Origin of the sequence: Pandoraea thiooxydans, from assembly GCF_001931675.1 — a bacterium.
Classification (GTDB): Bacteria; Pseudomonadota; Gammaproteobacteria; order Burkholderiales; family Burkholderiaceae; genus Pandoraea; species Pandoraea thiooxydans.
This window is the reverse complement of sequence record NZ_CP014839.1, coordinates 3,255,886-3,282,722: the sequence shown is the minus strand read 5'-3', so window position 1 is coordinate 3,282,722 and position 26,837 is coordinate 3,255,886. Positions and strand designations below refer to the sequence as shown.

Below are 26,837 nucleotides of genomic sequence, written 5' to 3'. Positions count from 1 at the left end.
GGGCGCTTCGATAATCGAGCGCGCGCCCCGAGGGCAAAGGCTGTCGCCGTCCCCTAGTGATGAAGTATCTGGCTCAGAAACGTCCTGAGCCGGTCGGTGCGCGGCGCTTCGAAAATCTCGCTCGGGGTTCCCGCTTCGACGATTGAACCGTTATCCATGAATACGACCCGATCGGCGATCTGCTTGGCGAAGTTCATCTCGTGTGTCACGCACAGCATGGTCATGCCCAGTTCGGTCAGTTCGATCATCGTATCCAGCACTTCCTTGACCATCTCCGGGTCCAGGGCCGAGGTCGGTTCGTCGAACAGCATGATTTTGGGCTGCATGCACAGTGCCCTGGCGATCGCCACGCGCTGCTGTTGCCCGCCGGATAACTGGGCCGGGTACTTATGGGCCTGATCCTGAATTTTCACGCGCGCCATCAGGCTCATGGCGAGCTCCTCGGCATGTGGTTTCTTCATGCCGCGCACATGGATGGGCGCGAGCGTGCAATTGTCCAGAATGGTCATGTGCGGGAACAGATTGAACGACTGAAACACCATGCCGGCGTTGCCGCGCACGTGGTCCAGCGAATTCAGCTCGTCCGACAGTTCGACGCCGCCGACCACGATCTTGCCCTGCTGGTGTTCCTCGAGTCCGTTGATGCAGCGGATCATGGTGGACTTGCCCGAGCCCGACGGCCCGCAAATGACGACTTTCTCCTGGTCCCTGATGGTCAGATTGATGTCCTTGAGCACATGATGCTTGCCGAACCATTTGTTCACGTTTTCCATCGTGATCGCGTACTTGATCTCGCCCTGCATTTGCATATCCCCTTGATGACCAGGCGGTTCGCTCGCTGCCATGCGAGCGGACTCGTTCAGGCAGCGCGGCTGTAGCGGCGCTCGATTCGGCCCTGCACGACTTCCAGGCCGATCGACATCAGCCAGTAGATGGCCGCCGCCGTGATCAGCATCTCCATGTTGCGGAAGTCGCGATTGCCCACCGTGCTGGCGACGTAGGTCAACTCCCATACCCCCACCACGGAGACCAGCGAGCTGTCCTTGAGCATGGCGATGAAGTGATTGCCGGTGGGCGGAATGATGATCTTCAGCGCCTGCGGCAGAATCACCAGCCGCATGATTTTGCGTTTGTGAAGACCCAGTGCGCGCGAAGCCTCCCACTGGCCGGGCGGAATGCTTTGGATGCCAGCGCGGAACACTTCGCTCATATAGGCGCCGTAGCACAGCGACAGTGCGGCGATGCCGGCCGGTATCGGGTTGATCACGAAGCCAAGCTCGGGAAAGCCCATATACAGAATGAAGATCTGTATGAGCAGCGGAATCCCGCGAAAGAACGACGTATAGAAACGCGCGATGCCGACCGCCACGCCGCTCGACGAGAGCCGGGCAATGGCCGTGACCAGGGCGATGCAGAACGCGATGACAATCGAGATCGCCGAGACGTAGAGCGTCGTGAACGCGCCCTGGGTAATCAGGTAGCCGACATTCGCCTCGATGAATTTCGGGCTGAGCCGGAATGTCGTCATGAACAGCGCGAGCAGCAGGAACAGTTCGATCGCCGTCACGCAGATCTGCAACTGCTTGGGCGTTTTTCCGAGCAGCCAATAGTTGACGACGAACAGGGCAATGCCCGCGGCCCATCGGGCGCCGTGCAGATACGAGATGGTCTGCGGCTTTGCCGTAACGTGCGCGGTGATCAGGCGCATCAGCCAGCCGTCGTCGGCAAACAGGAAATAATAGTAAGTGCCGACTAAAATCGCCAAAACGAGCAGAACGAGACCGGTCGTCGATCCCTTGTACTTCTTTTGATTGGTCAGCGGCATAACTCGATTCTCCAACCCTAATCGTGGACCTGCGATTTGCGTTCTTGCAGAAAGTCGTTGAGCTGGTAGCGCCAGTAGGTCAATTGCACCGCCGCGGCGCCCAATGGGCCGCCGGTCCAGGTCAGCCCGAATGGGCTGAACAGCTTATAGCGTGCCGAGGCGCCGAGCATCGCCTCGGCAATGACGGTGCCGCCGATGGCGGTGGTATTCATGCCATGACCGCCGAAGCTCGTGCAGTACCACAGGCCGCCGCCCAGTGTGCCGATTTGCGGCATCAGATGCCGGGCGTAGGCCATGCGGCCGGACCACGCGCGCTCGATCTCGAGCTCGGCCAACTGCGGATACGTATCGACAATGCGCTGCTTGAGCAGGGCGCCCAGTTGGGCGGGCTCGGCCTGCCGGGTGGTGATCATGCCGCCCCACAACAGGCGCCGGCCGCCGTCGACGAGCCGGTAGTAGTCGCTCGAGCGGCGGCTGTCTCCAATCGAGGCACGCGTTCGAATCGCGGTGGCGAGCAGCGTCTGGGCCGGCCGCGAAACCACCATGTAGGTCAGGATCGGTATATAGCTGCGCGCCAGCGCGGGAACGAGCCGATCGGTATAGCCGCCGCAGGCGATCAACACGTCTTTGGCGCGCACCGAGCCTGCCCGGGTCGTCACCTGCTTGACGGTTGCTCTGTGCTCGATGCCGAGCGCGCGCGAGTCCTCGAAGATCAGGCCACCCAGCCGGGTGATTTCCTGCGCCAGCCCGATCGCGTAGTTAAGCGGATGGAAATGAAACGCGCCGGGGTTGTAGATCGCGTTGAAATATTTCCTGGACGCCAGCAGCGCGCGAATTTCGTCCTTGGTGTGAAATTGCAGCGGATAGTCGAACGTGCGCTCGACCCAGGCGATGTATTTTCTGACTTCGTCCGAGTTGTCGAAGCGCCCGACCCGCAGCACTCCGTTGATCGGATCCGTGCCCTGGATGTCGAGCCGGCCGATGTTATTTCTGACGATCTCGACGCCTTCGATCGAAAGCCGGTGCAGCTGCCCGGCGGCTTCGTCTCCGGCCCGTTTTGCGATCGCATCGAAACTGGTCGCATAGCCCGGGCTGACGACCCCGCCGTTGCGGCCCGATGCTCCCCACGCAATTCTCTCGGCGTCGAGCAGGATTACCCGCTTGCCGGCGCGGGCCAGCGTCAGCGCCGCCGTCAGGCCCGCGAGCCCGGCGCCGACCACGCATACGTCGGCTTCCTCGGCCCGGGCGAGGCTAGGGTACCGGGCGGTCGAAGAAGCGGTTTGGGTGTAATAGTTATCGGAGTATTCAGGCACGTTGTGTGCGGGCGGGGATATCTCCCCGCCGTTCAGGGGTTGACCGAAGCCGGCAACGTTTGCCGGGCGTCTAGTTGGCGTTGATGCTGGTGTAATCCGCGCCGAACCACTTCTCGCTGATCTTCTTCAAGGTGCCGTCCTTTTTCATGTCGGCGATGATCGAAGCGATTTTCTGATCGAACGCAGGGTCGCCCTTGTCGGCGGCGATGCCCACCGGCTCCCAATACGCGATGTCGTTGGGAATGATCTTGACCGGATAACCATGCTTGATGGCCGCCATCGCGGTTTCCTTCTCGGCAATGATCGCGCCCAGGCGCACGTTGTTACCCAGCCGCAGATCCTCGAACGGCAGCAGGGAGGTCTTGTAGGTCCTCAGGGTCGGCGTGAAATCCAGGTAGTGGAACGGCGGCAGGCTCTTGGCATCGATTTGCAGCGCATGATGCATGTAGTCGTCCGCCGTGGTGCCGCCCTCCACGCCGAACACGACGTTCTTCAGATCCTCGCGGGTCTTGGCCGTGGAATCCTTATGCACGACGAAGACATAGGCGCTGTAATAATAAATCGCCGGAAAATCCAGCACCCGGGCCCGCGCGATGGTAGGGGTAATGCCAAAGACGGCCAGATCCCAGCGGCCGTGCCAATGCCCGCCGGTGACCAGGTTGAAATCCGGTGTGTCGAACTTGACCTTCACGCCAAGGCGCTTGGCGATCTCGTTGCTGACGTCGATGTCGTAGCCTTCGAGTTGGTGGTGGCTGTCGAGGAAAGCGTGCGGCGGCCACTTGGCGCTTACCGCGATGACGATCTGCTTGCTGGTCTCGACGCGATCCAGCGTGGTGCCGGCAAATGCTGCGGCCGCACCAAGCGATACGGTGGCGCCGAGCAAAAGCCCAGCGAAAAATTTGGTCAACGATTTTTTTGTCATAGGGTGTCTCCGGTAAAAGTCTGCTTCAGGGATGCCGCCTGCTCGCGCTTTTCGACTTGACACGACGGACAAGGCAGCCGAGGGCATTGATCATTCATTGCCGCGACGACTGACTTTCCTTATCGAGACGGACTTGAGTCGCTTTTGGACGAATGTCTATTGCGTTTTGCTTTAACCGCCACCAAAATCCGTTTCCAGAGATTAATCACAAAAGTTGTGCTGGAAAACTGAGATTTGGTTGCGTTGTTATGAATTTATGGAATGAACCCGGCGCGCCTGGCGAGTGAATCGGTGCAGCCGGCCAAAATCGGCGGCGCTTCGATCCGCAGGGCGGATGCGTCTGGCCGAGTGCTCGCGTCAAGGAGGGCGATAGATGAGGAAGGCAATCCCGAGTCTGACGGCATTGGAGATCTTCGAGTGCGTCGCCAGGCATCAGAGTCTGACCCGCGCGGCCGAGGAGTTGCATCTGACGCAAAGTGCGGTCAGCAAGCAGATCACCGGACTCGAGCATCGCCTGGGTGTGGTGTTGTTCAAGCGGGTCAAGAAAAGAATCGAGCTGACCCATTATGGTTCGAGCTACGCGCTGAAAATCAAAAAATGTCTCGACCGCATCGAGCGCAATACGCTCGATCTGATCGATCAGCGCGAGGAGGGTGCATCGCTCGATCTGGCCGTCAGTGCAACATTCGCCACGCAGTGGCTGATCCCCAAACTGCGAGACTTCAGAGGCAAATATCCCGGCATCAACGTCAATATCACCGCGCGATCCGATCCATTCATTTTGAACAACACGCAATTCGATGCGGTGATCTATTACGGAAATGACGTGTGGCAGGGAACCCGGGGCGAGCGGCTTCTGCCCGAGGGGCGAGTGATCCCGGTGTGTCACCCGGAATTGGTCAATCCGATTCGCGGCGTGTCGGTCGAAATGATTGCGCAATTGCCGCTGCTGCACCTGTCCTCGCGTGAGGATGCATGGCCGCAGTGGTTTGCCAGCGCCGGCCTGGACGACGTCTACAAACCGTTGCGCGGTTGCCGGTTCGAGCTGTTTACCATGTTGACCAGCGCGGCGATGTCCGGGCTGGGGGTCGCCCTGGTGCCGGAGATATTCATTCCCACGGAATTGGCGAGCAATAGACTGACCGTCCCGTCCACGCATTTCATTCGCAATGAATGCGGCTATTTCATTTCCTACAACGACGACCCGATCAACGTGGAGGCGTTGGACGTCTTCAGCAATTGGCTGCACGGCGTCGCACGCCTTGGCGACATGGCGGCTTTGTGAAAGATGGCGAATTAAGATAATATTTAGTTCGTTATACACATAAATATATATAAAAATCCAATAATCCGGGGAACTGTCAAAGTGGCCTCTGACGCATCACGCCTTGTCAATAAACTGGGTCTTTCGCCGGGTCTTGCGGTCGCACGGCCGGCCCCGCGCGTTCGTGTGAAATGGAACGCGACGCTTCGTCTCCAGAACAGGGAGATTCCCGTGCGGGTATGGGATGTTTCCAGGGAAGGGCTGAGCTTCATCACGGACGAGACGATCCCGCTCGGCACCGGGGTGTCCCTGTTGCTGCATATGCGCGGTCTGGATGATTTGAGCGAACGGCTCGCGGCGCCGATCCATGCCGAAGTCCGCAACAGCATCCTCACGCGTGACGGGTTTCGCCTGGGCGCGCATATCCGGAAAATCGACGTCGAACACCAGCACTTGCTGGGCGGATGGGTCGAGCGGCTGGCCGCGCGGGGCGGTTAGCCGGGCTCGCTTACCGGCGTTGGATCCCCTGGCGCCTCTCCTAACGGTGATCTAAGTGTCGCATCGCACACTGGCGGCATGGCTTTTTTTCAAGCCATTCACGTTAAGGAGCAATGGATATGAGAAAGACGGTATACGTGCTGGCGATGGCGAGTTTGTCGGCGTTGGCGGTTTCTGCCCACGCATACTCCGGGCAGCAGTATGCAAATGAGGCCAAAGTCAGCCTCGACAATGCCCGCGCTACCGCGCTGCAAGCGCGCCCAGGCAAGGTAACCGACGAGGAGTTGGAGAAGGAGTCAGGCGGCAGTGGCCTGCGTTACTCCTTCGATATCAAGGCGGGCGCAAAAACCTATGAGGTTGGCGTCGATGCGCAGACTGGCAAGGTGCTGGAAAACAAGGCGGAAGGGCCTCATCCCGATTGATCGATAACCCGGGAATTGCTTTGTTGATGTCCGAATAAAAGAAAACCGGCACCACAGGTGCCGGTTCGCACATCGGGCGTATATTTCAGGCTCGCTTGATGAGGCGAATGACGAACAGCAGGATGACCGCGCCGATCACCGCGATGATGATCGAGCCGATGAACCCGCTGCCCACGCTGATGCCGAGCAGGCTGGCGAGCCATCCGCCGATAAAGGCGCCGACGATCCCGACGATGATGTCGACGATCAGGCCGAAGCCGCCGCCCTTGACCAGAATACCGGCCAGCCAACCGGCGATGGCGCCGATGATCAACCACGCAATGAAACCGTGTTCCATGGCAATTCTCCTTTTCTCGTTGTCCCAATGATGCGGTTACGGCGTGTTCACCCTAAAACCGGGTACTGCGTACGACAAAAAGACTAACCGGAAAACATGAATTGCAGTATGGCGGCGATCGGTATTTAACCAAAAGTAACAATTTCACCGGGCGATGCTAGATGCCGCCAAACAGGCCGCTGGCGATGGCGCATCCGAGCACCACCAGCCACGGCGGCAAGCGCCAGAACATCAACGCGACGAGCGCGACGAGCGCCAGCGCGAAATCCATCGGGCCGTGGATTGCGCTGGTCCACACCGGGCGATAGAGCGCGGCCAGCAACAGGCCGACCACCGCGGCGTTCACGCCGGCGAACGCTGCCTGGGTGTGCAGGCTGTGCCGCAACCGCTCCCAGAACGGCAGGGCGCCGGCCACCAGCAGAAACGATGGCGTGAAAATGGCGGCCAGGCATAACGCGGCGCCGGTCCACCCGTTGGGCGCCGAACGCATCGAAGCGCCCAGAAACGCCGAGAAGGTGAACAGCGGGCCGGGCACAGCCTGGGCGGCGCCGTAGCCGGCAAGAAACGTCTCGTTGGATACCCAGCCGGGCGGCACGACCGCGGTCTGCAGCAACGGCAGCACCACGTGGCCGCCACCGAAGACCAGCGCGCCGGCCCGGTAAAAGGCGTTGAACAGCGCCAGCGGCTGGCTGGGCCATAGCGTCAGGGCGACCGGCAAGGCGATCAGCAGGAAGAAGAAGACAGCAAGCAGCGCGACGCCGGTGCGCCGTCCCACGGCGATCGGCAGGGGATCGTGCGCGGGCGCCTGAGCTGGCTTGAAGCGCAGCACGCCGACTGCCGCGGCTACCGCGATCACGCCGACCTGAGCCCAGGCGGAGGGCCAGCGCAACACCACGCAGGCGGCCAGCGCAGCGATGCTCACGCGCGCCGTGTCGGTGCAGAGATTGCGCGCCATGCCCCACACGGCCTGTGCGACGACCGCGACGGCGACGACTTTCAGGCCATGCAGAACGCTGGTCGGGATGGCATTGCCCCAGGTCGATATGCCCAGCGCAAACAGGCACAGCAGGATGGCCGACGGCAGGGAGAACCCCGTCCAGGCCGCCAGGGCGCCTGGCAACCCGCCACGCGCCAGGCCCAGCGCCATGCCGACCTGGCTGCTCGCCGGTCCGGGCAGGAACTGGCACAGCGCCACCAGATCGGCGTAGCTGCGCTCGCCCAGCCAGCGACGGCGCGTGACGAATTCATGGCGGAAATAGCCGAGGTGCGCGACCGGCCCGCCGAACGAGGTGAGCCCCAGGCGCAGAAATACCAGGAAGATCGCCCAGGTCGATTCCGGCGTGGTGTCGCGGTCTGTCTCGATGGCCGGCATCGGCTGCGCCCGGGAGGTTGAGGTCGCGCAAATGATAGCCGAATCAGGTGGCGTCGGCGCGCGCCGACGCCCGCGGGACTATTCCGCGGCTTCCCAATTCTCCACACTGGCGCCTGCCAGCGAGCGCACGCGGGCCTCGTCGCTGCCGAACTCCTTGGCTGAGCCCTGGTACACCACGCGTCCGTCGTCGAGCACGCAGGCGGTATCGGCGATTTCCACCGCGGCACGCACGTTCTGTTCGACCAGCAGCACTGACATGCCTTCGCGCCGCACCGCCACGATCACGTCGAACACTTCCTGGACGATCAGTGGCGCGAGTCCCTGCGACGGCTCGTCGAGCAGCAGGATCTTTGGGTTGAGCATCAGCGCGCGCGAGATGGCGAGCATCTCCTGCTCGCCGCCCGAGAGCTGCCGCCCCTTGTTCATGCGCCGCTCCTTGAGCCGCGGAAACAAGCCGTAGATGCGCTCGATATTCCACGGCCCCGGGCGCTCGAGCGGCACCATCAGGTTCTCTTCGACGGTCAGATTGCCGAACACGCGCCGCCCCTCCGGCACGTAGCCCACGCCCAGCGCCGCAATCCGGAACGGCGGCAACGCGGTGGTGTCCTGGCCCAGAATCTTGACCGTGCCTTCACGCGCGCGGGTCAATCCGACCAGACTGCGCAGGGTGGTGGTCTTGCCGGCGCCGTTGCGCCCGAGCAGTGTGACGATCTCGCCTTCGGCAACCTGAAAAGACACGCCGTGCAGGATATGACTCTTGCCGTAGTAGGTGTGCAAGCCCTCGGCTTCCAGGACATTCATTTGGCTTTCCCCAGGTAGGCCGCTTGCACTTCCTCGCTGGCGGCAATATCGGCAGGCGTGCCTTCGGCCAGCACTTGCCCCTCGGCCAGCACCATGATGCGCTGTGCCAACTGAAAGATCACCCGCATATCGTGCTCGATGAGCACCATCGACAGCCCCTGGCGCCGGTTCAGATCGCGAATCAGCTGGGTGACGTCATAGGTTTCCTGGTCGCCCATGCCGGCGGTCGGCTCGTCGAGCAGCAGCAGGCGCGGCTTGAGCGCGAGCGACATGATGATCTCGGTCGAGCGCTGGTCGCCCAGCGGCAATTCGCCCGCCACATGATTGGCCTTGGCCGTCAGCCCGCCCATTTCGAGCAGTTCGTCGACGCGCTCGCGCACGCGGGCCTTGGCCGCGCGCGATAGCCACGGACTGAGCCGGTAGCCCGCTTCGACCTCGACCGGGATGCGCACGTTGTCGCGCACCGTGAGTTCCGGAAAGATTTCGGTGATCTGAAACGTGCGCGCCATGCCCAGCGTCACGCGCTGATGCGAGCCCATTTCGGTGATGTCCTGCCCATCGAAAAGAATGCGGCCCGACGACGGAGGGAAGAAGCCGCTGATCAGGTTGAAAAAAGTGGTCTTGCCCGCGCCGTTGGGGCCGATCACCGCACGCATCTCGCCTGGCTCGACGGTCAGTGAGACTTCGTTGACCGCGCGCAGGCTGCCGAAATGACGGGAGACGTTCTCGACGACCAGTAAGCTCATGAGTTCGCCTTTCTGCGGATCATACCCAGCACGCCACGCGGGAAGAACAGCACGATGAGAATAAAGAAAAGACCGATGAACGACATCCAGTTGTCGGTCCGGCTCGAGATGAAATCCTGCACGAACACGAAGATCGCCGCGCCGATCAATGGGCCCCAGAACGATCGCATGCCGCCGAGCACCGCCATGATGACGAAATCGCCCGACTGGCTCCAGTGCAGACCGTGCGGGTCGGCGAAGTTGTTGAGCAGGGCGTAGAGCGTGCCGGCCACGCTGACAAAGAGACACGAAATCACGAACGAAAGCCAAATATGGAATTCGATCGGCACGCCAAGGAAGCGCGCTCGCCGCTCGTTCTCGCGGATGGCCAGCAAGGTGCGGCCGAACGGCGAGCGCAGCAGCGCGGCCATGATCGCCACGGCCACCGCAAAGCACGCCAGCACGAAGTAATAGAAGGTTGTCTCGCTACCCCCGATGTTCAGCGTGTGAAAGCCCAGGTCGATCGGCACGCGCCGCCAGCCCGAGAGCCCATCGTCGCCGCCGGTCACCGAGTTCCAGCGGAACGCGATGAAGTAGAACACCTGGCCGAACGCGATCGTCGCCATGGCGAAATAAACCCCGCGCAGGCGCACGATCAGGGCGCCGATCACTGCCGCGGCAACGGTCCCGACGGTGATCCCGATCAGGATTCCCAGCGGCGTGCTCGGCGCCAGATACTTGATGGTCATGCCCACGCCATAGGCGCCCAGCCCGAAATAAGCGGCGTGTCCAAAGGACAGCACACCTGTGTAACCGAGCAGGAAATTCAGCGACATGGCCGCCAGTGCCATCACCACAATGCGGCTGCCCAACGCGGTATAACCGCCAATCAAGTTAATCCAGAACGGCATGGTCAGCAGGGCCAACCACACCAGCAGGTGTCCACTGCGCTTGTAATGTTCGCTCACTGCACTCTCCCTTCTTCACCCAACAGGCCGCGCGGCCGAATCAGCAGCACCAGCGCCATCATCACGTACATCACTGCCTCGGTCGCCGAGGGGAAAAACACCGAGGTCAAGCTCGATGCCACGCCGATCAGAATGCCGCCCAGCAAGGTGCCGGGCAGGCTGCCGAGCCCGCCGACGATGATCGCCACGAAGCTGGGCATGATCAGCGAATCGCCGATGGTCGGCTCGAGCCCGAGCTGACCCGCCGCCAGGATGCCTGCCAGTCCGGCCAGGTAGATGCCCAGTCCGAAGTTCAGGTTGCGCAGGATCCGCACGTTGACGCCCAGCACCGACACGGTATCCAGATCGGCGGTGCCCGCGCGGATGCGCATGCCCAGCCGGGTGCGGTTGAGGATCAGGAACAGGCCTGCCACGGCAGCGACTGCCAGGACCATCATCAGCACGCGATAACCGGTCAGGAAGAAGAACGTGTCGCTCAGCGGTGTGGTCAGTGCCGAGGGGACCTGGAACGGCAAGGTTTGCGGACCCCAGATATAGCGCGTGCCATCCTGCAGCATGAACGCCAGGCCGAACGTCAGCAGCAGGCTGTACAGCGGATCACGCCCATACAGCGGGCGAATCAGCACACGCTCGACCGCCAACCCCAGCACGGCGGTCAGCAGCGGTGCGATGACCAGCGCCAGCCAGAAGCCGGTGTACGGCATCATCGTGTAGGCCAGGTACGCGCCCACCGCCAGAAAGCCGCCGTGCGCGAAGTTGATGACGCCGCTCAGGTTGAGAATGAGGGAAAGGCCGAGGGCCATGAGCGCGTAGAACGCGCCGATGATCACCCCGTTGAATAGATTGAACAGAATGAGTTGTGTCATGCCATGCTACCGTCGATATGTTCCTGAGGCGCGGCACATGCTTGTGGCAGCGTGCCGCGCGATTGTGGTTCGGCGATTGCTTTTTATTATGTTTTGATGTTCGAAATGAATCGGTGTCAGCGATTCATGAGTTTTGTGTCGATCAGCCGGCTGGGCGCACCGGCCAGCTTTGCAGCCGGCCGGCCGATCGATAACCCGCTCAGGACCACTTGATCTTGCAGCCGGTCTCGGCGACTGGCAGCGCGACGTCCACGCCCTTGACCACGCTGTCGACGTGGAAGTAGTCGTCCGGCACCGGCCCCTGGGATACCGCATGCCCGACATAGAGATTGGGCATCAGTTGATGGTCGCCGGCCCGATAGAACGGCGTGTCCGGCATCAGGGCGATTTCCGGGGGCAGCTTGAAACCCTCGAGTGCCTTGGCAAGCTTGACCGAGTCGAGCGTCTTTTCCTGATTGGCGACGAGCGCCGCGGTCCAGGTGGCGACATAGCCGAACCAGTGCCGCGCGGTCGGCACGCGGCCGGCCTTCTTCTTGATCGCGGCGACGAACTCATCCAGGTGCGGCACGTTTTTCTGCCGCCAGTACCATTCGAACACCCAGGTGCCGATGCGGGCTTCAGGCGGCAAGCCTTCCAGCACTTCGAGCTCCTGCTGGGCGCCGGCGATGTGGAAGCGCTTGTTCAGACCGAACTGCACCGCCTGCTTGAGCGAGTTGACCGCATCGTTGCCGGCCGTCAAGAAGATGATCACGTCGGGCTTGGCGGCTTCGGCCTTGATCAGATATGACGAGTAATCGCTGGTGCCCAGCGGCGTCAGCGCCGCACCGACTTCGGTCCCGCCAAATTTCTTCAGGCTGGCCTCGAAGCCTTGCTGCAGCGTGTGTCCGAACGCATAGTCGGGGGTGATGAAGAACCACTTTTTGCCGTACTTTTCGAACAGCAGTTTCGAGACCGAATTGGTTTCCATGCGGGTCGTGTTGCAGACCCGGAACACGTTCCAGTGGCAGTCGGTGCCGGTCACGGCATCGGTGTGTCCACCCGTGACGATCAGCAGCGTCTTGAGTTCGTTGGCAACCTGGCCCATCGCCAGCGCCATTGCCGAATTGACGTTGCCGAGCAGGAAATTCACCTTGTCGCGGCTGATCAACTTGCGAGCCTTCTGCACTGCCGTGCCGGTGTCGGCACTGGTCGAGTCCTCGACCAGCAGTTCCGCCGGCCGGCCCAGGACGCCACCCTTGGCGTTGATCTGTTCGATCGCGAGCTCGCAGCCGACTCGTTCGTTTTTACCGAGTTCGGCGTACGTGCCGGTCAGTGGATTATCGAGTCCGAAGCGCACGGGTACTTCGCCGCGTGCCTTGATGATGAAGGGAGCCGCGACTTGCAGGGCGCCGACTGCAGCGGCGGCCTTCAGGACGGTTCTGCGTTTTTGATTCCCGGAAGGTGTTTGATCGTCCATCTGTGTTTCTCCTTGTCTGGTCAACGCTCTCGACGCGCGTTACATGACTCTGAGCGACGAGATGACGCTGCGTGTCTCCTGGAGGCCTACGATCGTCTTGGGATAATCCCCGGGGCGGCGTGGCCGTTCTTTCGAATGCGCTAGTACACCGACATTTTTACGAATTGGCAGGATGCTGTCTGTCAAGCAGTCCTATCGCATCGCTGGTAACAATATACGACAGGATCGCCGTACTTCGTCACAATAAAGTCTTAGGGGTTTTCACGCAGATGTAGAGCGGCTCGGGATAGCTCGCCGCCTCGCACGGCTCGCCAGCCCGGGCTGGGGGAGGAGTGCGGGGCCGATAAGCAATTGCTGCGGCGCGGGTTAACACCAAGTGCGCCCCGGCAACCCGGTCGCGCGTTGACGTCTTAACCTGGCAATGCTCCGCCATCGAGCGGACGCAGGACGTTGTACAGACCCTGCTGGCTCAGCGGCCGGGAAAACCAGAAGCCCTGTGCTTCGTCGCAGCCGAGATCCGTCAGCCGTGCGGCGTGCGCCGCGCTCTCCACCCCTTCGGCCGTCACGCGCAACTTCAGCGCGTGGGCCATGGCGATGACCGCCTCGACGATCGCGTGGCATTGCGGATCGCTCAGCATCCGGCGAATGAACGACTGGTCGATTTTCAACCGATCGACCGGCAGGCGCGTCAGATACGCCAGGCTCGAATAACCGGTGCCGAAATCGTCAACCGCGATTTCGACCCCGAGCCGGCGCAGCGCCTGAATCGTTTCCAGCGCCGTGTCGGTATGCTCGAGCAGCACGCCTTCGGTGATTTCCACTTCGAGGTAGCGCGCTTCGAGCGCATTTTCGTCCAGCGCGCGCGTGACGATGCCCAGCACATCCTGGCGCTGGAGTTGCTGTGGTGACACATTGACCGAAATACGCGGCATATTGCGCACGCGGCGCAGCAACTGGCTTGCTTCGCGGCACGCGTTGCGAATGACCCACTCGCCCAACTGATCGATCAATCCCGATTTTTCCGCCACTGGAATGAATTCGGCGGGGCTGATCGCTCCGCGGGTCGGATGGCGCCAGCGCAGCAGGGTTTCGGCCAGCACCAGCTCGCCGGTGGCCAGTGTGATTTGCGGTTGGTACACCAGGTGTAATTGCCGGTTATCGATCGCGCCGCGCAGCAGGGTTTCTAGTTCCAGTTGGCGGGTCGATTCGGCCTCCATGGCCGCGCAAAAAAAGCGCGATTGACCGCTGCCCGCGCGCTTGGCCTCGGCCAGCGCCACGTTGGCACGCCGTATCAGCAGCGCCGGCGTCGCGCCGTGCTCGGGGAAGCACACGCCGCCGATGCTGGCCGCCAGCGAAACCGGCGCCTGGCTGATCTCTGGCCACTCGGCCAGGCGCGCACGTATCAATTCGACCAGCACGCTTGCCTGTTGGCCGGTGGCTTGCGCGACCAGCACGAATTGCGTGCCGCCCACGCAGGCGATCGTGTCGTCGGGCCCGGTCACGCCGCGCAGACGCTCGGCGGCCACTTGCAATGCCAGATCGACCGCGGGTTGGCCGAGCGCGTTGCCGATCTGGCGCAATTGATCGAGCTCGATGATCAACAGCGTGAAGCCGGCGCCATGCCGCGCGCACCGGGTGATCGCCAGATCCAGCCGCTCGGTGAGCAGCGTTTGATTCGGAAGCCGGGTCACGTGGTCGTGATGAGTCACGTACCACAGCCGTGCCTGATATTGCGCGTGCTGCTTCAGATCGAAGGCGATGCCGACATAGCGCTGTCTGCCGGGCGTGGCTGCATCGATGCGGGAGACGGCCAAGTGCACGGGCGCCCGGGTGCGATTGCGATGCAGGCAGACGCATTCGCCGTCGAATTCGATATTGCCTGACGGGGTGGTATGCGTTTGCGCTGGCTGGCGTATCGCATGGGTCAAGTCGTGCAGCGAGCCGAAGGTGCGATGCCCGATAAGCGTCTCGCGGGAGTATCCGGTGAGTTGCTCGTAGGCGGCATTGACCAATTCGAAGGTGCCATTCGCATCGCACACGAACATGCCATAGGGCGCCCCTTCAATGGCGTCAGCCTCGCTGGGGGCGAACCCGGCATCGCCGGAGGCGGCAATGGCCGGCCTCATCGAGGCACCATGGTGTCCGTGCGGTGCGGCCTTGCTGTCGGCTCTCGCCTCGCAACTCCCTGCGTACTCATCTCGCTTCTCCCTCCTGTTTTGCAAGCGATGCCGGTTCGGTGCCGGATTGTTGGCGCCATTCTGCCACATCGTCGCCGCGCACAAGCGGGTGAACCGCGGCTCGAGCAGAGCGCGCCGCGGCCACGAATTGCGCAAGCACCTGGGTGGGAGGGGGCGCCGCCTGTCGCGCCACCAGTTTGGGAGCCAGTCGCCATCGCTGGACGGCCCGACGCACCGCAAGCGGGCAACGCGCCCGAAATAGGTGCGCCGATGACCCGGGAGATCCGGGGCCCGAAGCCGAAATGACGCTACGCGCGGACTTTTGCGTCGAGCGCTTGCTCAGGCACGCTCTGTGCTTAGTGATTGGTCAGTGGTCTGACCGGCCTGTTAGGTCGCCGGGCAAAGCGCGCTCGTGCTGTCCGATCCCGGCCGGCGTTGACCGAGTTCACGTCCTTTTTGGAGCCTCCATGAAATCATTCGCTTCGCTTCACTCGCTATTCGGTGCCCTGCTGGCCGCCGCCTGTTTGATGGCCCCGCTCGCCCATGCCGACCAACTCGCCAGCATCAAGCACGCTGGCGTGCTTCGGGTGGCTGTGCCACAGGACTTTCCGCCGTTCGGCACGATCGGGCCCGACCTCAAGCCGCAGGGGTATGACATCGATACCGGCGCACTGATCGCCAAGGGCCTGGGCGTGAAGCTTGAGTTGATCCCCGTCAAGAGCGATAACCGCATTCCCTATCTGACCACCGGCAAGGCGGATCTGATCATTTCGAGCCTGGGCAAGAGTCCCGAGCGCGCCAAGGTGATTGATTTCTCCGACCCTTATGCACCGTTCTTCAACGGTGTTTTCGGTCCGGCCGACATGGCGATCGGCAAGCCCGCCGATCTGGCTGGCAAGACGGTCGGCGTCACGCGCGGCGCCGTCGAGGATCTTGAGTTGACCAAGGTTGCGCCGGCGAGCACGACCATTCAGCGTTTCGAAGACAACGATGCAACCATCTCGGCTTACCTTTCGGGGCAGGTACCGTTGATTGCCACGGGCAACGTGGTGGCCGCCACGATCAATGGCCGCGATCCGAAGCGGCGCCTGGAAACCAAGTTTCTGATGAAGGATTCGCCGTGCTACGTCGGGGTCAACAAAAATGAAGGCGCGCTGATGGCGGCGGTCAACAAAATCCTGGCTCAGGCCAAGACCGACGGCGCGTTGAACAGGATTTCGGAAAAATGGCTGCATGCGCCGTTGCCCAAGCAATTCTGAGCACGGGGGTTCCATGACGGTTTGGCTACCTGGGTGAGCGCATGACCTATCACTTTGATTTTGCCGCCCTCGCGCCGTTCTGGACGTTGCTGGCCGTCGGCGCGCTGCGCACGATCGGGCTGACGGCGCTCTCGACTGTGTGCGGGCTGGCGCTGGGCATCCTCGGCGCCGTCTCGCGCGCCTGGCGCTTGCCGGTGTTGCGCACCGTATTCGGGGTATATGTGGAGATCATCCGCAGCACGCCGTTTCTCGTGCAACTGTTTTTTATCTTCTTCGGCCTGCCGTCGCTGGGCGTGAAAATGAATGCCTGGGAGGCGTCGATCCTGGCGATGGTGATCAATCTCGGCGCCTACTGCACCGAGATCGTTCGTGCGGGTATCGAGGCGACGCCGCGCGGGCAGTTCGAAGCGGGGCAGTCGCTGGCGCTCACGCGTGCCCAGTTGTTCCGTCACGTGGTGCTGCGCCCGGCGCTCACCCGTGTCTGGCCGGCCGTGGCCAGCCAAGTGATCATCGTCATGCTGGGCTCGTCGGTCTGCGCGCAGATTTCGGCTACCGAACTGACGTTTGCCGCCGAGTTCATCCAGTCGCGTAATTTCCGTGCCTTCGAGACCTACTTTGTCGCGGCCGGTATTTATCTGATCCTGGCGATTGCGCTGCGCCGCGTGCTGCTGTGGTTCGGCCGCGCCGTGTTATCGAGGAGACCGTGATGGGCGGATTCACCCTATGGGACATCGTGCACGGTCTGTTGCTGGGCTTGCGATGGACCGTGCTGCTGGCGCTGGTGGCGTTCTTGCTCGGCGGCGCGGTGGGTTTGCTGCTGCTGTTCATGCGCGTGAGCCGGGTGGCCTTCGCCCGCCGCGTCAGCAAGGCCTACATCGAAGTGTTTCAGGGCACGCCGCTGCTTATGCAGCTCTTTATCGTGTTTTTCGGGCTGGCGTTGTGGGGGATCGATGTGCCGCCCTGGCTGGCCGCCGCGGTGGCGCTGACGCTGTTTACCAGCGCGTTTCTGTCGGAGATCTGGCGCGGCTGCGTGGAGGCCGTGCCGCGTGGCCAGTGGGAAGCTTCGTCGGCACTGGCCTTGACCTATTCGCAGCAGATGTGGCGGGTCGTGATGCCGCAAGCCGCGCGCCTTGCGATCGCGCCGACGGTCGGCTTCTCGGTGCAGGTGGTCAAAGCCACTGCGGTCACCTCGATCATCGGTTTCAGTGAACTGACCCGCATGGGCGGCATGGTAGCCAACGCGACCTACCAGCCCTTTCTTGTCTACAGCATGGTGGCAGTGGGCTATTTCCTGCTGTGTTATCCGCTTTCGCTGTTCTCCCGCCGTCTCGAAAGGAATTTGCATGCCGCTCGTCACCATTAGTCAACTCCACAAGCATTTCGGCACCAACCATGTCCTCAAGGGCATCGATCTGAGCGTCGAGGCGGCCGGTGTGGTGGCGATCATCGGCCGAAGCGGCTCGGGCAAGAGCACTTTGCTGCGCACCATCAACGGACTCGAGACCTTCGACGCCGGGCAGATCGAAGTGGCCGGGCGCCGGGTCGAAGCTGGCAACGGCGATTTGCTCGCGCTGCGCCGCGCGGTCGGCATGGTGTTCCAGCAGTTCAACCTGTTCCCTCATTTGAGCGCAGGGGAGAACGTCATGCTGGCGCCGCGCCTGGTATTGAAGCGGTCCAAGACGCAGTGCCGTGCACTGGCCGAGGAAATGCTGGCCAAGGTCGGTCTGGCCGACAAATTCGCCGCGTTTCCAGACCAGCTCTCCGGCGGCCAGCAGCAGCGCGTGGCGATTGCCCGTGCGCTGGCGATGCAGCCGCAGGTATTGCTGTGCGACGAGATCACCTCGGCGCTCGACCCGGAACTGGTCAACGAGGTGCTCAACGTCGTGCGACAACTGGCCGCCGAAGGCATGACGCTGATCATGGTCACGCACGAAATGCGCTTTGCCCGCGAAGTGAGCGATCAACTGGTGTTCATGCACCACGGGCGCGTCCACGAATCGGGCTCGCCACGCGAACTATTTGCCAGGCCCGCCACCGCCGAGTTGTCGAGCTTCATCAGTTCGATAAATTAGATGTTCGTTCCGAACCTGACGGCAGACACCAGCGACGTCTGTTAAGGTATCGCCTGACACTGGCACGGAAATGGATTGATGGGCAAACTGGGTAACTCGCTCAAGGTTTTAGGTAACCGGATCGAGCGTACTGTGCACGCGCTGGCGCCGCATTGGTATCTGGGCGCGCTGCTGCTGGTCAATGGCCTGATGCTGCTGCAACCGGTATTGGAGCGCGCGCATCAGCACCAGGGCGGCGGGTTGTTCAGCAATTGGCTCGACGTGTTCAGTTCGCTCGGCCTGCTGGCGTTTCCTCAGATCGTGATCGCCGCGGGCCTGATCTGGATGAGCATCGGGATCGTGCTGCGCGCCCGCGTGGCCTGGGTGTTCTCGTTGCTGCTGCTGATCGGCGCCGGGGTCATCAGTCTGTGGGGCGACTATCGCAATGTGACGATATTCGGCTACACGCTGGCGCTGGCGCTCGTGCTGGTGTACTACTGGAGGCGCTTCGACCGCACGAGCCTGGCCGCCAGCAGCCTGTTCGCGATCCTCAGCGTGGCCTCGCTGGTGGTATATGCGGTATTCGGTTCACTGTATCTGGGTGCCGATTTTTCGCCACCGATCCACGATATCGGCACCGCGTTCTATTTTTCGATCGTGTCGATGTCGACGGTGGGCTATGGCGATATCGTGCCGCACAGCCAGACCGCGCGGTTTTTCACGGCCTCCATCATCGTGTTGGGCATTACCGTGTTCGCGACGTCGATCGGCGCGGTGATCGGGCCGCTGGTCGGCGGCAATCTGAAACGCATCGTCAGAGGGGGGATATCCAGCGTGACGCGCAAAAATCATTATGTGATCGTCGGGACGTCGTCGATTGCCTATAGCGTTTATCAAGGGCTGAAAAAGCGCGGATGCGCGCTGACCATGATCGTGGCGCCCAATGTCGAGCACAACTACCCGGAGAATGCCGACGTGGTGATCGGCGACCCGAGCGATTCCCAGACGCTGCACCGGGCCGGTATCGCCACCGCGCGCGTGGCGCTTGCCTTGCGCAATGAGGATGCCGAAAACGCCTTCGTGATTCTCGCCATCAAGGAAGAAGCCCCGCAGGTCAAGACCGTGGCGCTGGTCAATGACTCGAAGAACCTGCAGCGCATCAAGCGGCTCCAGTCGGACATGGTCTTTTCCCCGCAACTGCTGGCTGGCGAATTGCTCGCGCGCACGCTGAACCAGGAAACGATCGATAGCGACCTGATTGCCAGTCTGCTGTTCGATTCGCACAATGGGGTTGGCCTGTGAGCGCCAGGCTGCGGCGCGCCGGGACGACGCCGCGCGCTTTGAGGCAAAATCACGGCTCGCTTCGTTATCGATATTCCCGATGAAATTCTCTCGTTTTGCCCTCTCGCGCACAGTGGCGCGCGCCGCGTTTGCCATTGCTCTTGCGCCGCTCGGCATGCCGGCATGGGCGGGCGGCCACTGGGTCGGCACCTGGGCGGCCGCGCCGCAGGCGGTGGCTCAGAATCGTGCAGCCCCATCCTATGATCGCGCGCCGACGGTCACCGGCCGTACGGTGCGACAAATCGTATACTCGCGCCTGGCCGGGCAACGCGTACGGGTGACGTTCAGCAATACCTTCGGCACGCAGCCGCTGGCCATCGACGAGGCGACCGTGGCGCTGTCGGGCGGCGGCGCGGTATTGCGGCCCAACACCGAACGGCTGTTGAGTTTCGGCGGCCAGCGCGCCGCAGTGATTGCGCCGGGCGCCGAGCTCACCAGCGATCCGGTCTCGCTGGACGTGCCGGCCGGCGCCGCGCTGGCGGTGAGCCTTTACAGCACGCAGCCGGGCGCTCCGACCACGTGGCATAAGGTGGCCAGCCAGGTCAACTACATCTCGAAACCGGGCAACTATGCGGAGATTTTCGATGGCCAGGCCTACCGCGAACACACGACCGCGTACCTGTGGCTTGCCGGCGTCGCGGTAGACACGCGATCCAGCGCCTTCGCGGTGGCCGCCATCGGCGACTCGATCACCGACGGCCTGCATTCCACTCTGAACGAGAACCGGCGCTGGCCCGATGCGCTTGCGCGGCGCCTGCGTGGCACCGAAGCGCGGCATGTCGCGATATTGAACCTCGGCATCAGCGGCAATCGGCTGTTGAACGATTCCGCGTGTTACGGGCAGCGGCTGGAGGCCCGCTTCGAGCGCGACGCGCTGGCGCAGCCCGGCGTGCGGGCAGTGATCCTGCAGGTGGGCATCAACGACATCAATTTCGGCGCCACGCCGCCGCGCCGGGGGCTGGACTGCGATGCGCCGCATGTGGTGGTGCAGGCCAGGGATTTGATCGCCGGGTATCGCCGGGTGATTGCGCAGGCCCATGCGCGCGGGGTCCGAATTCTGGGCGGCACGCTGTTGCCCGCGTCGCTGCCGCCCGAGCGCGAACGGGTGCGCCAAGCCGTGAATCACTGGATCCGCACCAGCGGCGCCTTCGACGGTGTGATTGATTTCGATGCGGCGTTGCGCGACCCGACGATGCCGGACCGGTTGCTGCCGCGTTTCGACTGCGGCGACCATGTGCACCCGAGCGATGCCGGCTATGCCGCGATGGCCGCGGCCGTCCCGCTCGGATTGCTGGTGGCGCCGGCCCAGGTGGCTCAGCGCGGCGCGCCGAACTCGCCGCTCGATTAGGCCGCCGCCCGGCCGCGCGCCGTGCAGCGGGCACGCTTACGCGTCCGGGTACAACCCGCGCACGCGCGCGTGCAGGCGCGCCAATCCGAATAGCGCGTCGGTGCAGGGGGTGGCCACGCCAACCTGGCGTCCGATCTCGATGACCGCGGCAACCATCGCGTCGAGTTCGACCGGCTTGCCGGCCTCCACATCCTGCAGCATCGAGGTCCTGAATGCGCCGAGCTTGCGCGTGAGCACGTGGCGCTCTTCCGGATCGATGTCGATCGGCACGCCGATACGCTGGCCGATATGAGCGGCTTCGCGCATGATGGCCGACATGAAGTGACGCACGTTGTCGTCGTCGAGAATTCGGTCGCCGGTCGCGCCGGTAATTGCCGAAATCGGATTGACCGTCATGTTGCCCCAAAGCTTGAACCAGATCTCCTGCTGAATGCGCTCGCTCGCGACGGTGTTGAAACCGGCCGTGGCCAGCATGTCGCGGATCGCCTGCACGCGAGGGCCGAGCGCGCCGTCGGGGGCGCCGACGATCAGCCGGTTGTCGGCCACGTGCCGGATCACGCCGGGCTTCTCCGTCGTTGCCGCGAGATGCACCACGCAGCCGACCACGCGTTCGGGCGGTATTGCACGAGAGATGGCGCCGGCCGGATCGACCGATTCCAATTGCATCGATGGCGGCGCGCCCGTCAGGCCGTGGAAAAACCACCAGGGGATGCCATTCATCGCCGACAGCACGATGGTGTCGGGCCCGAGCAGCGGTCGAATCTCGCGGGCCACCGCCGCCAGGGCAGTGGTTTTGACTGCGACGATCACCAGATCCTGCACGCCGAGCTCGGCAGGACGCTCGGACGCCTCGATCGGCAGCACTGTGCGCTGTCGTTGTCCGGCGGCGTCGGTGTCGATCAGCGTCAGGCCGTCGCGGCGCAACGCTTCGAGCGTGGCGCCGCGCGCGACGGCGCTGACCGGATTACCCGTCTTGATGAGCTTGGCTGCCATCAGGCCGCCGATGGCGCCGAGGCCGTATACGCAGATTTTCATGAGTGTCCTGGTCGGGTTGGCATGACTGTGACATGGCCTGGCGCGGCTATTGCCGATACGACGCGTCGAGGCGGTCGACTTGCCGCTGCAGCGCGGCGAATACATCGGCGCCGGCACCGTAGCGCGGGTCGAACTGCAGAGAGTCGGCGCTGGCCTGCTGCTGGATCGATTGCGGGATCGCGATGGTCGGGCCGAGTGCGGCGCCGGCCATCTGAATTTCGCAGGCGCGCTGCAGCGTCCATAAATAGGCGAATGCCTGCGGGATCGTCGTGCCCCACGACAGTAGCCCGTGGTTGCGCAGAATGACGACTTGCGCGGCGCCGATCGAGCGCACCACGCGCGGTCCCTCTTCGGCATGCACGGTAATGCCCTCGAAGTCGTGATAGGCCAGACGGTTATACAGCTGCGCGGAATAGAAGTTGTCCATCGACAGGCCGGCGGCGCTGCAGGCCACCGCGCAGCCGGCAGTGGTATGCGTGTGCATCACGCAATGCGCGTCGGCAATGCCGGCATGGATCGCCGAGTGCAGCGTGAAGCCGGCCGGATTGACCGGCCAGTCGGAGGCGCCGACGACATTGCCCTGCAGGTCGATCTTGACCAGATTGGACGCCGTGACTTCGCTGTAATGCAGGCCGAACGGATTGATCAGAAAGTGGCGCTCCGGGCCCGGTATGCGCACGGTGATGTGGTTGTAGATCAGTTCGGTCCAGCCCAGCATCGCGAAGATGCGATAGCACGCGGCCAGCTCGATGCGCAGGGAGGATTCGCTGGTATCTTGGCGGGGTGAGGTCATATCGTTCATCCTGAAGGAACGCGTGAGGCAAGTTGGACGATGCTAATCCTGCTGCGCATCGGCGATCAAGCCAGTCACGCGCTGCTCGTCGCCGATCGCGTGAGCCATCAGCAGCGCCAGCTTGACCAGGAACAGCTCGCGTTGCTCCGGCGCGGTGGCGTCGATGGCCAGTGCCAGCGTGTCGTAAATGTTTTCCAGTCCGGCGGTATTCGGGTTCATGCGTGAGGCTCCTGGTTCAGGCGGGTCGTGGCGGCGTCGAGCGCCCGGCGCAGGCGCACCGCGCTGAGCGTACGCCAGCGCGCGCAGACGTGGTGATCGGGACGCAACAGGTAAGCGGTGCCGGGCGCGGCGCCGTATTTGCTGCGCAGATGCGCGGCGGCCCCACGCAGCGTTTCGTCGGCGCCGGCAACGGCCTCGTCGCCGGCGCCGTCGGCCACGGCAAGCACGCGCAGCGGCACGCCACGCGCGCGCCAGGCATCGATCTCGGCGGCGCATGCCGCATCGAGCGCGCCGCCGTCGCTGAACCACAGCAAATGGAACGCGGCGCCCAAATGATCGTAGAGAAAATCGTCCGCGCCAAGACGGGCGTTGGGCAGCGGCGCGCCGTCGACCGGGCCGGCGGCCATCTGGGCGTTGTCGTCGTCCGGGCTGTTCAGCGGCGAATGCAGATAGTCGTGCGCGCGCGAGGTGCGCCAGTGAAACAGCGGGCGCACGAATGCGTGACGCAGCGACAATGCCAGCGTCGCATCGCGCAGCAGACGGAAGCCGTGCGAGGGTGGGGTCATGAAGCGGGTGCTCTTGCCGGCCTCGGCGATGATCTCGCGCGCGGCACCGACGCGATCGGCGGAGTAGGCCGCCAGCAACGTGGCGGGCGCCCAGCCCTTGACCACCCCAGCCAATTTCCATGCCAGGTCGAGTGCATCCTGAAAGCCGGTATTGGCTCCGCGCACGCCGAAAATCGGCAGCAGGTGCGCTGCGTCGCCGACAAATGCGACGCGGTTGTGCACGAATTCCGGCAGCGTCAGCGCACGGGCCGAATACACCGAACACCAGTCGAGCTGCCAGGGCGTGTCGCCACGCCCGATCATCGCCAGCTGGGCGTCGATGCGCTGCTTGAGCGCTTCGGGCCGCAACGCGTCCTCGGGGCTCTCGCCGGCCGGCAACTGATAGTCGATGCGCCAGATATTGCCAGGCTCGCGATGCATCAGCACCGTATTGCCGGGATTCCATTCGGGTGCGAAAAACGCCAGGCGCTCGGTCGGCAGGTCGAGATCGATCAGTATGTCGGCGATCACGAAACGCCCCTCGTAGCTGTCGCCGACCAGGCGCAGGTTCATCGCCTGACGAATGGTCGAGCGCGCGCCGTCGGCGGCGACCAGCCACTCGCTGCGATGCGTGTAGGGGCCCTCCGGGGTATCGACCTGGAGAGTGACGCCGCGCTCGTCCTGGCTGAGCGATTCGACCCGGTTGCCCCAGCGCAAATCGATCAGCGGCTCCCGGGCGATGGCGTCGACCAGATATTCTTCGAGGATGTTTTGCTGCAGATTGATGAGCGGTCCGAATCGATCGTCGTCGTCGCTGGGCGCCTCCATGCGAAACACCCGCTGGCCGCGATAGAACGAATTGCCGCTATGCCATGGCAGCCCCTTGGCGAGCACCCGCTCGGCGACGCCGACCTGTTGCAGAACTTCCAGCGAGCGGCGCGTGAAGACGATCGCGCGGCTGCCCTCCGAGACTTGCTGCTCGGCCTGCAGTATCACCGTGCGCACGCCATGCCGGGCCAGCAATAATGCGGTCGCCAGGCCGATCGGACCGCCCCCGACGATGGTGACAGGCGTCGCAGGCGCCGTGCTTCCGGCTTGCGGTGGGCGGGCGTACGGATAGACCTGGTACTGGAAATACAGCGAGGCGCGTGGCTGGATGTCTGGCTGGTGCATGATGTGAGCGGGCGATGACAGGGCGTTGCCGGCCAAGCGCGTTTGCGCCCGGCGGCAAGGACGATTTAGTTGCGTTAGCAACGATATTAGTGTGATATGGTTGCGTTTGCAACTAAATTGAATCGGATTCAGGGAAATTACTTAATGCAATCCAGGCAACGAAGTCTCGAAGCGTTTCTGACTTACAAGATGCACCGGCTGATGAAGCAGCACGATCGGCGCATGGGGGCGCGTTACACGGAACTCTCGGGTTTGTCGCTGAGCGAGGGGCGCGCGCTGGTGACGATCGGCTCGGCGGGTTCGCTATCGATTCAGGAGCTCGCTCGCCGTGCCAATCTCGACAAGAGCCAGGCCAGCCGCGGCGCCGAGGGATTGGTGCAACGCGGCCTGGTGGCGCGCGTGCCGGACGAGCACGACGGACGCGCGGTCAGGGTCACGCTCACGCCAGCCGGCAAGATCGCCTACAAGCACGCATTCGCCGAGGCCCGAGCCTACTACGAAGGGCTGTTTTCATGTTTGAGCGAGGACGAGCACGATACGTTTGAGCGGCTGCTCGACAAGCTGCTGGTGCAGTCGGAACGTTTGGGGTGAGGCGGAGGGTAAAGGCTCGAGGCGCGTCACCCTGTTATTCAGTAATTGATCGGGCTGAATAAGAGATGTTTTCAATGAAAATAGCTTCAGCGAAAAACAAAAAATATAAATTACTTAGATAATCTAATAATTAGAATATAAAAATGTAATATTTACTTGAATAAAGTTTCTAAAACTACGCTTCGCCATCTTGCGAAATTGCCGCAATCTCTCGTATGATCGGGCCATCATAAAGTGGGTAAGAGCTTGCGGGGAGACGCAAACCTCCAACAAATAGCGGGAGGCGGTAATCGTGAGTCAGTTAGAAGTATTAAATAACAAAGAAGAAGATATCATCGACGTTCGACAGTTGGTTCTGTGCTTGTGGCGAAGGCGAGTGCATGTCATGGCGTTTACCGTCGTTTTTGCCGCAGTGATATTTGCATTGATTTTTATAAAGAAATGCCAGTACCAAAGCAGTGGATTTCTGCAACTGCCGATGCAGCTGACGGAATATAACGCTGCAAAAGCCGCGCTTGCCGACAACAGGGATTTTCAACGTTTTCTGGTGGCCAATAAGCTCGAGAACGATCGCGACGCTATCTATTTGAGCAACGAGTTGAGCGATCAATTTCTGCAAAAGAATGCCTCGGCGGTTTTCCCGTACTCGAAGGACGATTTACTCTACTTGAATGGAATGAAAACGCCGTTGGATCCAACCTTGTTGGGTTTTTCCATTTCACTGACCAGCGAGTCGCCGGCCAGCGCACAGGCGCGCGTCAAAATTCTGGGCGATTTCATTAAAGACACGCTGTTGCAGCAAGCCTTCATGAGCACGGTGCGCGACAAGGCGAGTGCTGCGCAGCGGCGCAAACAAGAGATCGACAATCAACTGATTCAGCAAAAATTGAAACTCTCGGTGGCGCTGGAGAAGCAAAAGGCGCTTCAGGAAATCGCCACGCAATACCCGCAGGCGTCCAGGGGCGACGCCCGGCAACTGCTGTCGAACGCGGCCGACGGTGCCCGTTATTTGTCGCCGGTCGTGCAACTGGTGGGGGTGGCTTCGGGCATTGCCGACATCAAGGCTCGCATTCACACGCTGGAGCGGGATGCGGCGCAAAATGCATTGCGTTATGCCTTTTTTGTGCGCGTCGAGGCAATCAGCCGTCAGCCGCTTACGGGAGCCGCGATGCTGGCAGCCTTTTTGGCCGACCAGAAAGACGCATTCAAGACACAGGATCTGGCCAACGATCAGGTGCGCGAGGTCTTTAACGATATTTCGCTCACAGCCGATCGGCTGAAGGCTGCGTATTTGCAGAAAGCGCGTTTCGTCTCCGGCCCGACGCTGCCGGATCATCGCTCTGGCCCGAGCATGCCGGTATTGCTTGCGTTGTCTCTGATACTCGGCGCCGCGGCCGCCTGCGTGATGGTGCTGCTGCTCGACGCGTTGATGCAGCCGACCGAGCCGGACATGCCCGCCCGGCATTTGACCCGGATCGCGGCTTGAGCTGTCCCCCGCGCCGGGCAAATTGCCGGGTGCGTCCGCACTCGTCTTGA

The 26,837-nt window shown here is 62.5% G+C and carries 27 protein-coding genes and 1 pseudogene; 12 read left to right on the top strand and 16 right to left on the bottom strand.

The genetic code is table 11. The annotated features are described in order from the left end of the window. Nucleotides 1-53: 53 nt before the first annotated feature. The 4 genes from PATSB16_RS15000 to PATSB16_RS14985 all read right to left on the bottom strand — a co-directional run bounded on the left by PATSB16_RS15000 (nucleotide 54) and on the right by PATSB16_RS14985 (nucleotide 4,060). Nucleotides 54-803: an amino acid ABC transporter ATP-binding protein gene (locus PATSB16_RS15000; RefSeq protein ID WP_206093707.1), complete on the bottom strand. Its 750-nt coding sequence runs from the start codon at nucleotides 801-803 to the stop codon at nucleotides 54-56. A 56-nt stretch (nucleotides 804-859) separates the two neighbouring features. Continuing rightward, the gene (locus PATSB16_RS14995) at nucleotides 860-1,825 is read right to left on the bottom strand and encodes an amino acid ABC transporter permease (protein WP_047214896.1); all 966 of its coding nucleotides are present in this window, start codon (nucleotides 1,823-1,825) and stop codon (nucleotides 860-862) included. 17 nt (nucleotides 1,826-1,842) lie between these two features. Next, on the bottom strand, nucleotides 1,843-3,138 hold the full coding sequence (locus tag PATSB16_RS14990) for an NAD(P)/FAD-dependent oxidoreductase (RefSeq protein WP_047214895.1): 1,296 nt from the start codon (nucleotides 3,136-3,138) through the stop codon (nucleotides 1,843-1,845). 70 nt (nucleotides 3,139-3,208) lie between these two features. Further along, nucleotides 3,209-4,060, bottom strand: a complete 852-nt coding sequence (locus PATSB16_RS14985) for a transporter substrate-binding domain-containing protein (protein ID WP_156884772.1) — start codon at nucleotides 4,058-4,060, stop codon at nucleotides 3,209-3,211. A 373-nt stretch (nucleotides 4,061-4,433) separates the two neighbouring features. Between PATSB16_RS14985 and PATSB16_RS14980 the strand changes: the two genes are divergently transcribed. The 3 genes from PATSB16_RS14980 to PATSB16_RS14970 all read left to right on the top strand — a co-directional run bounded on the left by PATSB16_RS14980 (nucleotide 4,434) and on the right by PATSB16_RS14970 (nucleotide 6,244). Next, on the top strand, nucleotides 4,434-5,345 hold the full coding sequence (locus PATSB16_RS14980) for a LysR substrate-binding domain-containing protein (protein ID WP_047214894.1): 912 nt from the start codon (nucleotides 4,434-4,436) through the stop codon (nucleotides 5,343-5,345). Between the two features lie 81 nt (nucleotides 5,346-5,426). Further along, nucleotides 5,427-5,822 (top strand): PilZ domain-containing protein, encoded by a 396-nt coding sequence (locus PATSB16_RS14975; protein ID WP_257786657.1) that lies wholly within the window; start codon nucleotides 5,427-5,429, stop codon nucleotides 5,820-5,822. 119 nt (nucleotides 5,823-5,941) lie between these two features. After that, nucleotides 5,942-6,244, top strand: coding sequence for a PepSY domain-containing protein (locus PATSB16_RS14970; RefSeq protein ID WP_047214892.1), 303 nt, complete (start codon nucleotides 5,942-5,944; stop codon nucleotides 6,242-6,244). An 85-nt stretch (nucleotides 6,245-6,329) separates the two neighbouring features. Here PATSB16_RS14970 and PATSB16_RS14965 read toward each other — a convergent pair whose 3' ends face one another. From PATSB16_RS14965 to PATSB16_RS14930, 8 genes are all read right to left on the bottom strand, one after another. Next, the gene (locus tag PATSB16_RS14965; protein ID WP_047214891.1) at nucleotides 6,330-6,581 is read right to left on the bottom strand and encodes a GlsB/YeaQ/YmgE family stress response membrane protein; all 252 of its coding nucleotides are present in this window, start codon (nucleotides 6,579-6,581) and stop codon (nucleotides 6,330-6,332) included. Nucleotides 6,582-6,738: 157 nt separating this feature from the next. Beyond that, entirely contained in the window at nucleotides 6,739-7,953 is a 1,215-nt protein-coding gene (gene chrA, locus PATSB16_RS14960; protein WP_047214890.1) for a chromate efflux transporter, read from the bottom strand. Between the two features lie 78 nt (nucleotides 7,954-8,031). Continuing rightward, nucleotides 8,032-8,754 carry an ABC transporter ATP-binding protein gene (locus PATSB16_RS14955; RefSeq protein WP_047214889.1) on the bottom strand — a complete coding sequence of 241 codons (723 nt, stop codon included), beginning with the start codon at nucleotides 8,752-8,754 and terminating at the stop codon, nucleotides 8,032-8,034. Next, on the bottom strand, nucleotides 8,751-9,500 hold the full coding sequence (locus tag PATSB16_RS14950) for an ABC transporter ATP-binding protein (RefSeq protein ID WP_047214888.1): 750 nt from the start codon (nucleotides 9,498-9,500) through the stop codon (nucleotides 8,751-8,753). Before PATSB16_RS14950 ends, PATSB16_RS14955 begins: the two co-directional genes overlap by 4 nt. Further along, nucleotides 9,497-10,390, bottom strand: a complete 894-nt coding sequence (locus PATSB16_RS14945) for a branched-chain amino acid ABC transporter permease (RefSeq protein ID WP_083566891.1) — start codon at nucleotides 10,388-10,390, stop codon at nucleotides 9,497-9,499. Before PATSB16_RS14945 ends, PATSB16_RS14950 begins: the two co-directional genes overlap by 4 nt. Before the next feature lie 53 nt (nucleotides 10,391-10,443). Next, the gene (locus PATSB16_RS14940; protein ID WP_047214886.1) at nucleotides 10,444-11,313 is read right to left on the bottom strand and encodes a branched-chain amino acid ABC transporter permease; all 870 of its coding nucleotides are present in this window, start codon (nucleotides 11,311-11,313) and stop codon (nucleotides 10,444-10,446) included. Between the two features lie 199 nt (nucleotides 11,314-11,512). After that, nucleotides 11,513-12,769, bottom strand: coding sequence for an ABC transporter substrate-binding protein (locus PATSB16_RS14935; RefSeq protein WP_047214885.1), 1,257 nt, complete (start codon nucleotides 12,767-12,769; stop codon nucleotides 11,513-11,515). Nucleotides 12,770-13,179: 410 nt separating this feature from the next. Then, a complete protein-coding gene (locus tag PATSB16_RS14930; RefSeq protein WP_047214884.1) occupies nucleotides 13,180-14,895 on the bottom strand; it encodes a putative bifunctional diguanylate cyclase/phosphodiesterase in 1,716 nt (571 codons plus the stop codon). Between the two features lie 518 nt (nucleotides 14,896-15,413). Here PATSB16_RS14930 and PATSB16_RS14925 point away from each other — a divergent pair. The 6 genes from PATSB16_RS14925 (at nucleotide 15,414) to PATSB16_RS14900 (ending at nucleotide 20,945) form a co-directional block, all read left to right on the top strand. After that, entirely contained in the window at nucleotides 15,414-16,205 is a 792-nt protein-coding gene (locus PATSB16_RS14925; protein WP_047214883.1) for a transporter substrate-binding domain-containing protein, read from the top strand. A gap of 41 nt (nucleotides 16,206-16,246) precedes the next feature. Next, the gene (locus PATSB16_RS14920) at nucleotides 16,247-16,912 is read left to right on the top strand and encodes an amino acid ABC transporter permease (protein WP_047214882.1); all 666 of its coding nucleotides are present in this window, start codon (nucleotides 16,247-16,249) and stop codon (nucleotides 16,910-16,912) included. Continuing rightward, nucleotides 16,912-17,568 (top strand): amino acid ABC transporter permease, encoded by a 657-nt coding sequence (locus PATSB16_RS14915; RefSeq protein WP_047214881.1) that lies wholly within the window; start codon nucleotides 16,912-16,914, stop codon nucleotides 17,566-17,568. Before PATSB16_RS14920 ends, PATSB16_RS14915 begins: the two co-directional genes overlap by 1 nt. Then, nucleotides 17,549-18,277 carry an amino acid ABC transporter ATP-binding protein gene (locus PATSB16_RS14910; protein WP_047214880.1) on the top strand — a complete coding sequence of 243 codons (729 nt, stop codon included), beginning with the start codon at nucleotides 17,549-17,551 and terminating at the stop codon, nucleotides 18,275-18,277. The genes PATSB16_RS14915 and PATSB16_RS14910 overlap by 20 nt, the downstream gene beginning before the upstream one ends. Nucleotides 18,278-18,355: 78 nt before the next feature. Then, nucleotides 18,356-19,558 carry a voltage-gated potassium channel protein gene (gene kch, locus PATSB16_RS14905; RefSeq protein ID WP_047214879.1) on the top strand — a complete coding sequence of 401 codons (1,203 nt, stop codon included), beginning with the start codon at nucleotides 18,356-18,358 and terminating at the stop codon, nucleotides 19,556-19,558. Nucleotides 19,559-19,637: 79 nt separating this feature from the next. After that, a complete protein-coding gene (locus tag PATSB16_RS14900; RefSeq protein WP_052892706.1) occupies nucleotides 19,638-20,945 on the top strand; it encodes an SGNH/GDSL hydrolase family protein in 1,308 nt (435 codons plus the stop codon). A gap of 36 nt (nucleotides 20,946-20,981) precedes the next feature. On the opposite strand, the gene PATSB16_RS14895 is transcribed toward PATSB16_RS14900, so the two are convergent. From PATSB16_RS14895 to PATSB16_RS14885, 4 genes are read right to left on the bottom strand one after another with little or no spacing between them, the layout of a single operon-like run. Further along, on the bottom strand, nucleotides 20,982-21,980 hold the full coding sequence (locus tag PATSB16_RS14895) for a 2-dehydropantoate 2-reductase (RefSeq protein WP_047214878.1): 999 nt from the start codon (nucleotides 21,978-21,980) through the stop codon (nucleotides 20,982-20,984). 46 nt (nucleotides 21,981-22,026) lie between these two features. After that, complete coding sequence (locus PATSB16_RS14890; protein ID WP_237170242.1) at nucleotides 22,027-22,773, bottom strand: class II aldolase/adducin family protein; 747 nt, start codon at nucleotides 22,771-22,773, stop codon at nucleotides 22,027-22,029. Nucleotides 22,774-22,815: 42 nt separating this feature from the next. Then, complete coding sequence (locus PATSB16_RS20910) at nucleotides 22,816-22,992, bottom strand: DUF2783 domain-containing protein (protein ID WP_156884770.1); 177 nt, start codon at nucleotides 22,990-22,992, stop codon at nucleotides 22,816-22,818. After that, nucleotides 22,989-24,710 carry an FAD-dependent monooxygenase gene (locus tag PATSB16_RS14885; RefSeq protein WP_047216626.1) on the bottom strand — a complete coding sequence of 574 codons (1,722 nt, stop codon included), beginning with the start codon at nucleotides 24,708-24,710 and terminating at the stop codon, nucleotides 22,989-22,991. Before PATSB16_RS14885 ends, PATSB16_RS20910 begins: the two co-directional genes overlap by 4 nt. A 144-nt stretch (nucleotides 24,711-24,854) precedes the next feature. Between PATSB16_RS14885 and PATSB16_RS14880 the strand changes: the two genes are divergently transcribed. The 3 genes and pseudogenes from PATSB16_RS14880 to PATSB16_RS14875 all read left to right on the top strand — a co-directional run bounded on the left by PATSB16_RS14880 (nucleotide 24,855) and on the right by PATSB16_RS14875 (nucleotide 26,787). Then, nucleotides 24,855-25,301, top strand: a complete 447-nt coding sequence (locus PATSB16_RS14880) for a MarR family winged helix-turn-helix transcriptional regulator (RefSeq protein WP_047214876.1) — start codon at nucleotides 24,855-24,857, stop codon at nucleotides 25,299-25,301. Between the two features lie 385 nt (nucleotides 25,302-25,686). Then, nucleotides 25,687-25,860 (top strand): annotated as a pseudogene (locus tag PATSB16_RS21315) (hypothetical protein); the annotation flags it as partial. 117 nt (nucleotides 25,861-25,977) lie between these two features. Continuing rightward, nucleotides 25,978-26,787, top strand: a complete 810-nt coding sequence (locus tag PATSB16_RS14875; protein WP_237170240.1) for a GumC domain-containing protein — start codon at nucleotides 25,978-25,980, stop codon at nucleotides 26,785-26,787. The last annotated feature ends 50 nt before the right edge of the window (nucleotides 26,788-26,837 follow it).

Bases quoted from the DNA above. Each gene is read 5' to 3' on its own strand.
- PATSB16_RS15000 (WP_206093707.1), bottom strand. From the start codon at position 803: ATGCAGGGCGAGATCAAGTACGCGATCACGATGGAAAACGTGAACAAA.
- PATSB16_RS14995 (WP_047214896.1), bottom strand. From the start codon at position 1,825: ATGCCGCTGACCAATCAAAAGAAGTACAAGGGATCGACGACCGGTCTC.
- PATSB16_RS14985 (WP_156884772.1), bottom strand. From the start codon at position 4,060: ATGACAAAAAAATCGTTGACCAAATTTTTCGCTGGGCTTTTGCTCGGC.
- PATSB16_RS14980 (WP_047214894.1), top strand. From the start codon at position 4,434: ATGAGGAAGGCAATCCCGAGTCTGACGGCATTGGAGATCTTCGAGTGC.
- PATSB16_RS14970 (WP_047214892.1), top strand. From the start codon at position 5,942: ATGAGAAAGACGGTATACGTGCTGGCGATGGCGAGTTTGTCGGCGTTG.
- PATSB16_RS14965 (WP_047214891.1), bottom strand. From the start codon at position 6,581: ATGGAACACGGTTTCATTGCGTGGTTGATCATCGGCGCCATCGCCGGT.
- chrA (WP_047214890.1), bottom strand. From the start codon at position 7,953: ATGCCGGCCATCGAGACAGACCGCGACACCACGCCGGAATCGACCTGG.
- PATSB16_RS14955 (WP_047214889.1), bottom strand. From the start codon at position 8,754: ATGAATGTCCTGGAAGCCGAGGGCTTGCACACCTACTACGGCAAGAGT.
- PATSB16_RS14950 (WP_047214888.1), bottom strand. From the start codon at position 9,500: ATGAGCTTACTGGTCGTCGAGAACGTCTCCCGTCATTTCGGCAGCCTG.
- PATSB16_RS14945 (WP_083566891.1), bottom strand. From the start codon at position 10,390: ATGCCGTTCTGGATTAACTTGATTGGCGGTTATACCGCGTTGGGCAGC.
- PATSB16_RS14940 (WP_047214886.1), bottom strand. From the start codon at position 11,313: ATGACACAACTCATTCTGTTCAATCTATTCAACGGGGTGATCATCGGC.
- PATSB16_RS14935 (WP_047214885.1), bottom strand. From the start codon at position 12,769: ATGGACGATCAAACACCTTCCGGGAATCAAAAACGCAGAACCGTCCTG.
- PATSB16_RS14930 (WP_047214884.1), bottom strand. From the start codon at position 14,895: ATGAGGCCGGCCATTGCCGCCTCCGGCGATGCCGGGTTCGCCCCCAGC.
- PATSB16_RS14925 (WP_047214883.1), top strand. From the start codon at position 15,414: ATGAAATCATTCGCTTCGCTTCACTCGCTATTCGGTGCCCTGCTGGCC.
- PATSB16_RS14920 (WP_047214882.1), top strand. From the start codon at position 16,247: ATGACCTATCACTTTGATTTTGCCGCCCTCGCGCCGTTCTGGACGTTG.
- PATSB16_RS14915 (WP_047214881.1), top strand. From the start codon at position 16,912: ATGGGCGGATTCACCCTATGGGACATCGTGCACGGTCTGTTGCTGGGC.
- PATSB16_RS14910 (WP_047214880.1), top strand. From the start codon at position 17,549: ATGCCGCTCGTCACCATTAGTCAACTCCACAAGCATTTCGGCACCAAC.
- kch (WP_047214879.1), top strand. From the start codon at position 18,356: ATGGGCAAACTGGGTAACTCGCTCAAGGTTTTAGGTAACCGGATCGAG.
- PATSB16_RS14900 (WP_052892706.1), top strand. From the start codon at position 19,638: ATGAAATTCTCTCGTTTTGCCCTCTCGCGCACAGTGGCGCGCGCCGCG.
- PATSB16_RS14895 (WP_047214878.1), bottom strand. From the start codon at position 21,980: ATGAAAATCTGCGTATACGGCCTCGGCGCCATCGGCGGCCTGATGGCA.
- PATSB16_RS14890 (WP_237170242.1), bottom strand. From the start codon at position 22,773: ATGACCTCACCCCGCCAAGATACCAGCGAATCCTCCCTGCGCATCGAG.
- PATSB16_RS20910 (WP_156884770.1), bottom strand. From the start codon at position 22,992: ATGAACCCGAATACCGCCGGACTGGAAAACATTTACGACACGCTGGCA.
- PATSB16_RS14885 (WP_047216626.1), bottom strand. From the start codon at position 24,710: ATGCACCAGCCAGACATCCAGCCACGCGCCTCGCTGTATTTCCAGTAC.
- PATSB16_RS14880 (WP_047214876.1), top strand. From the start codon at position 24,855: ATGCAATCCAGGCAACGAAGTCTCGAAGCGTTTCTGACTTACAAGATG.
- PATSB16_RS14875 (WP_237170240.1), top strand. From the start codon at position 25,978: ATGAAAACGCCGTTGGATCCAACCTTGTTGGGTTTTTCCATTTCACTG.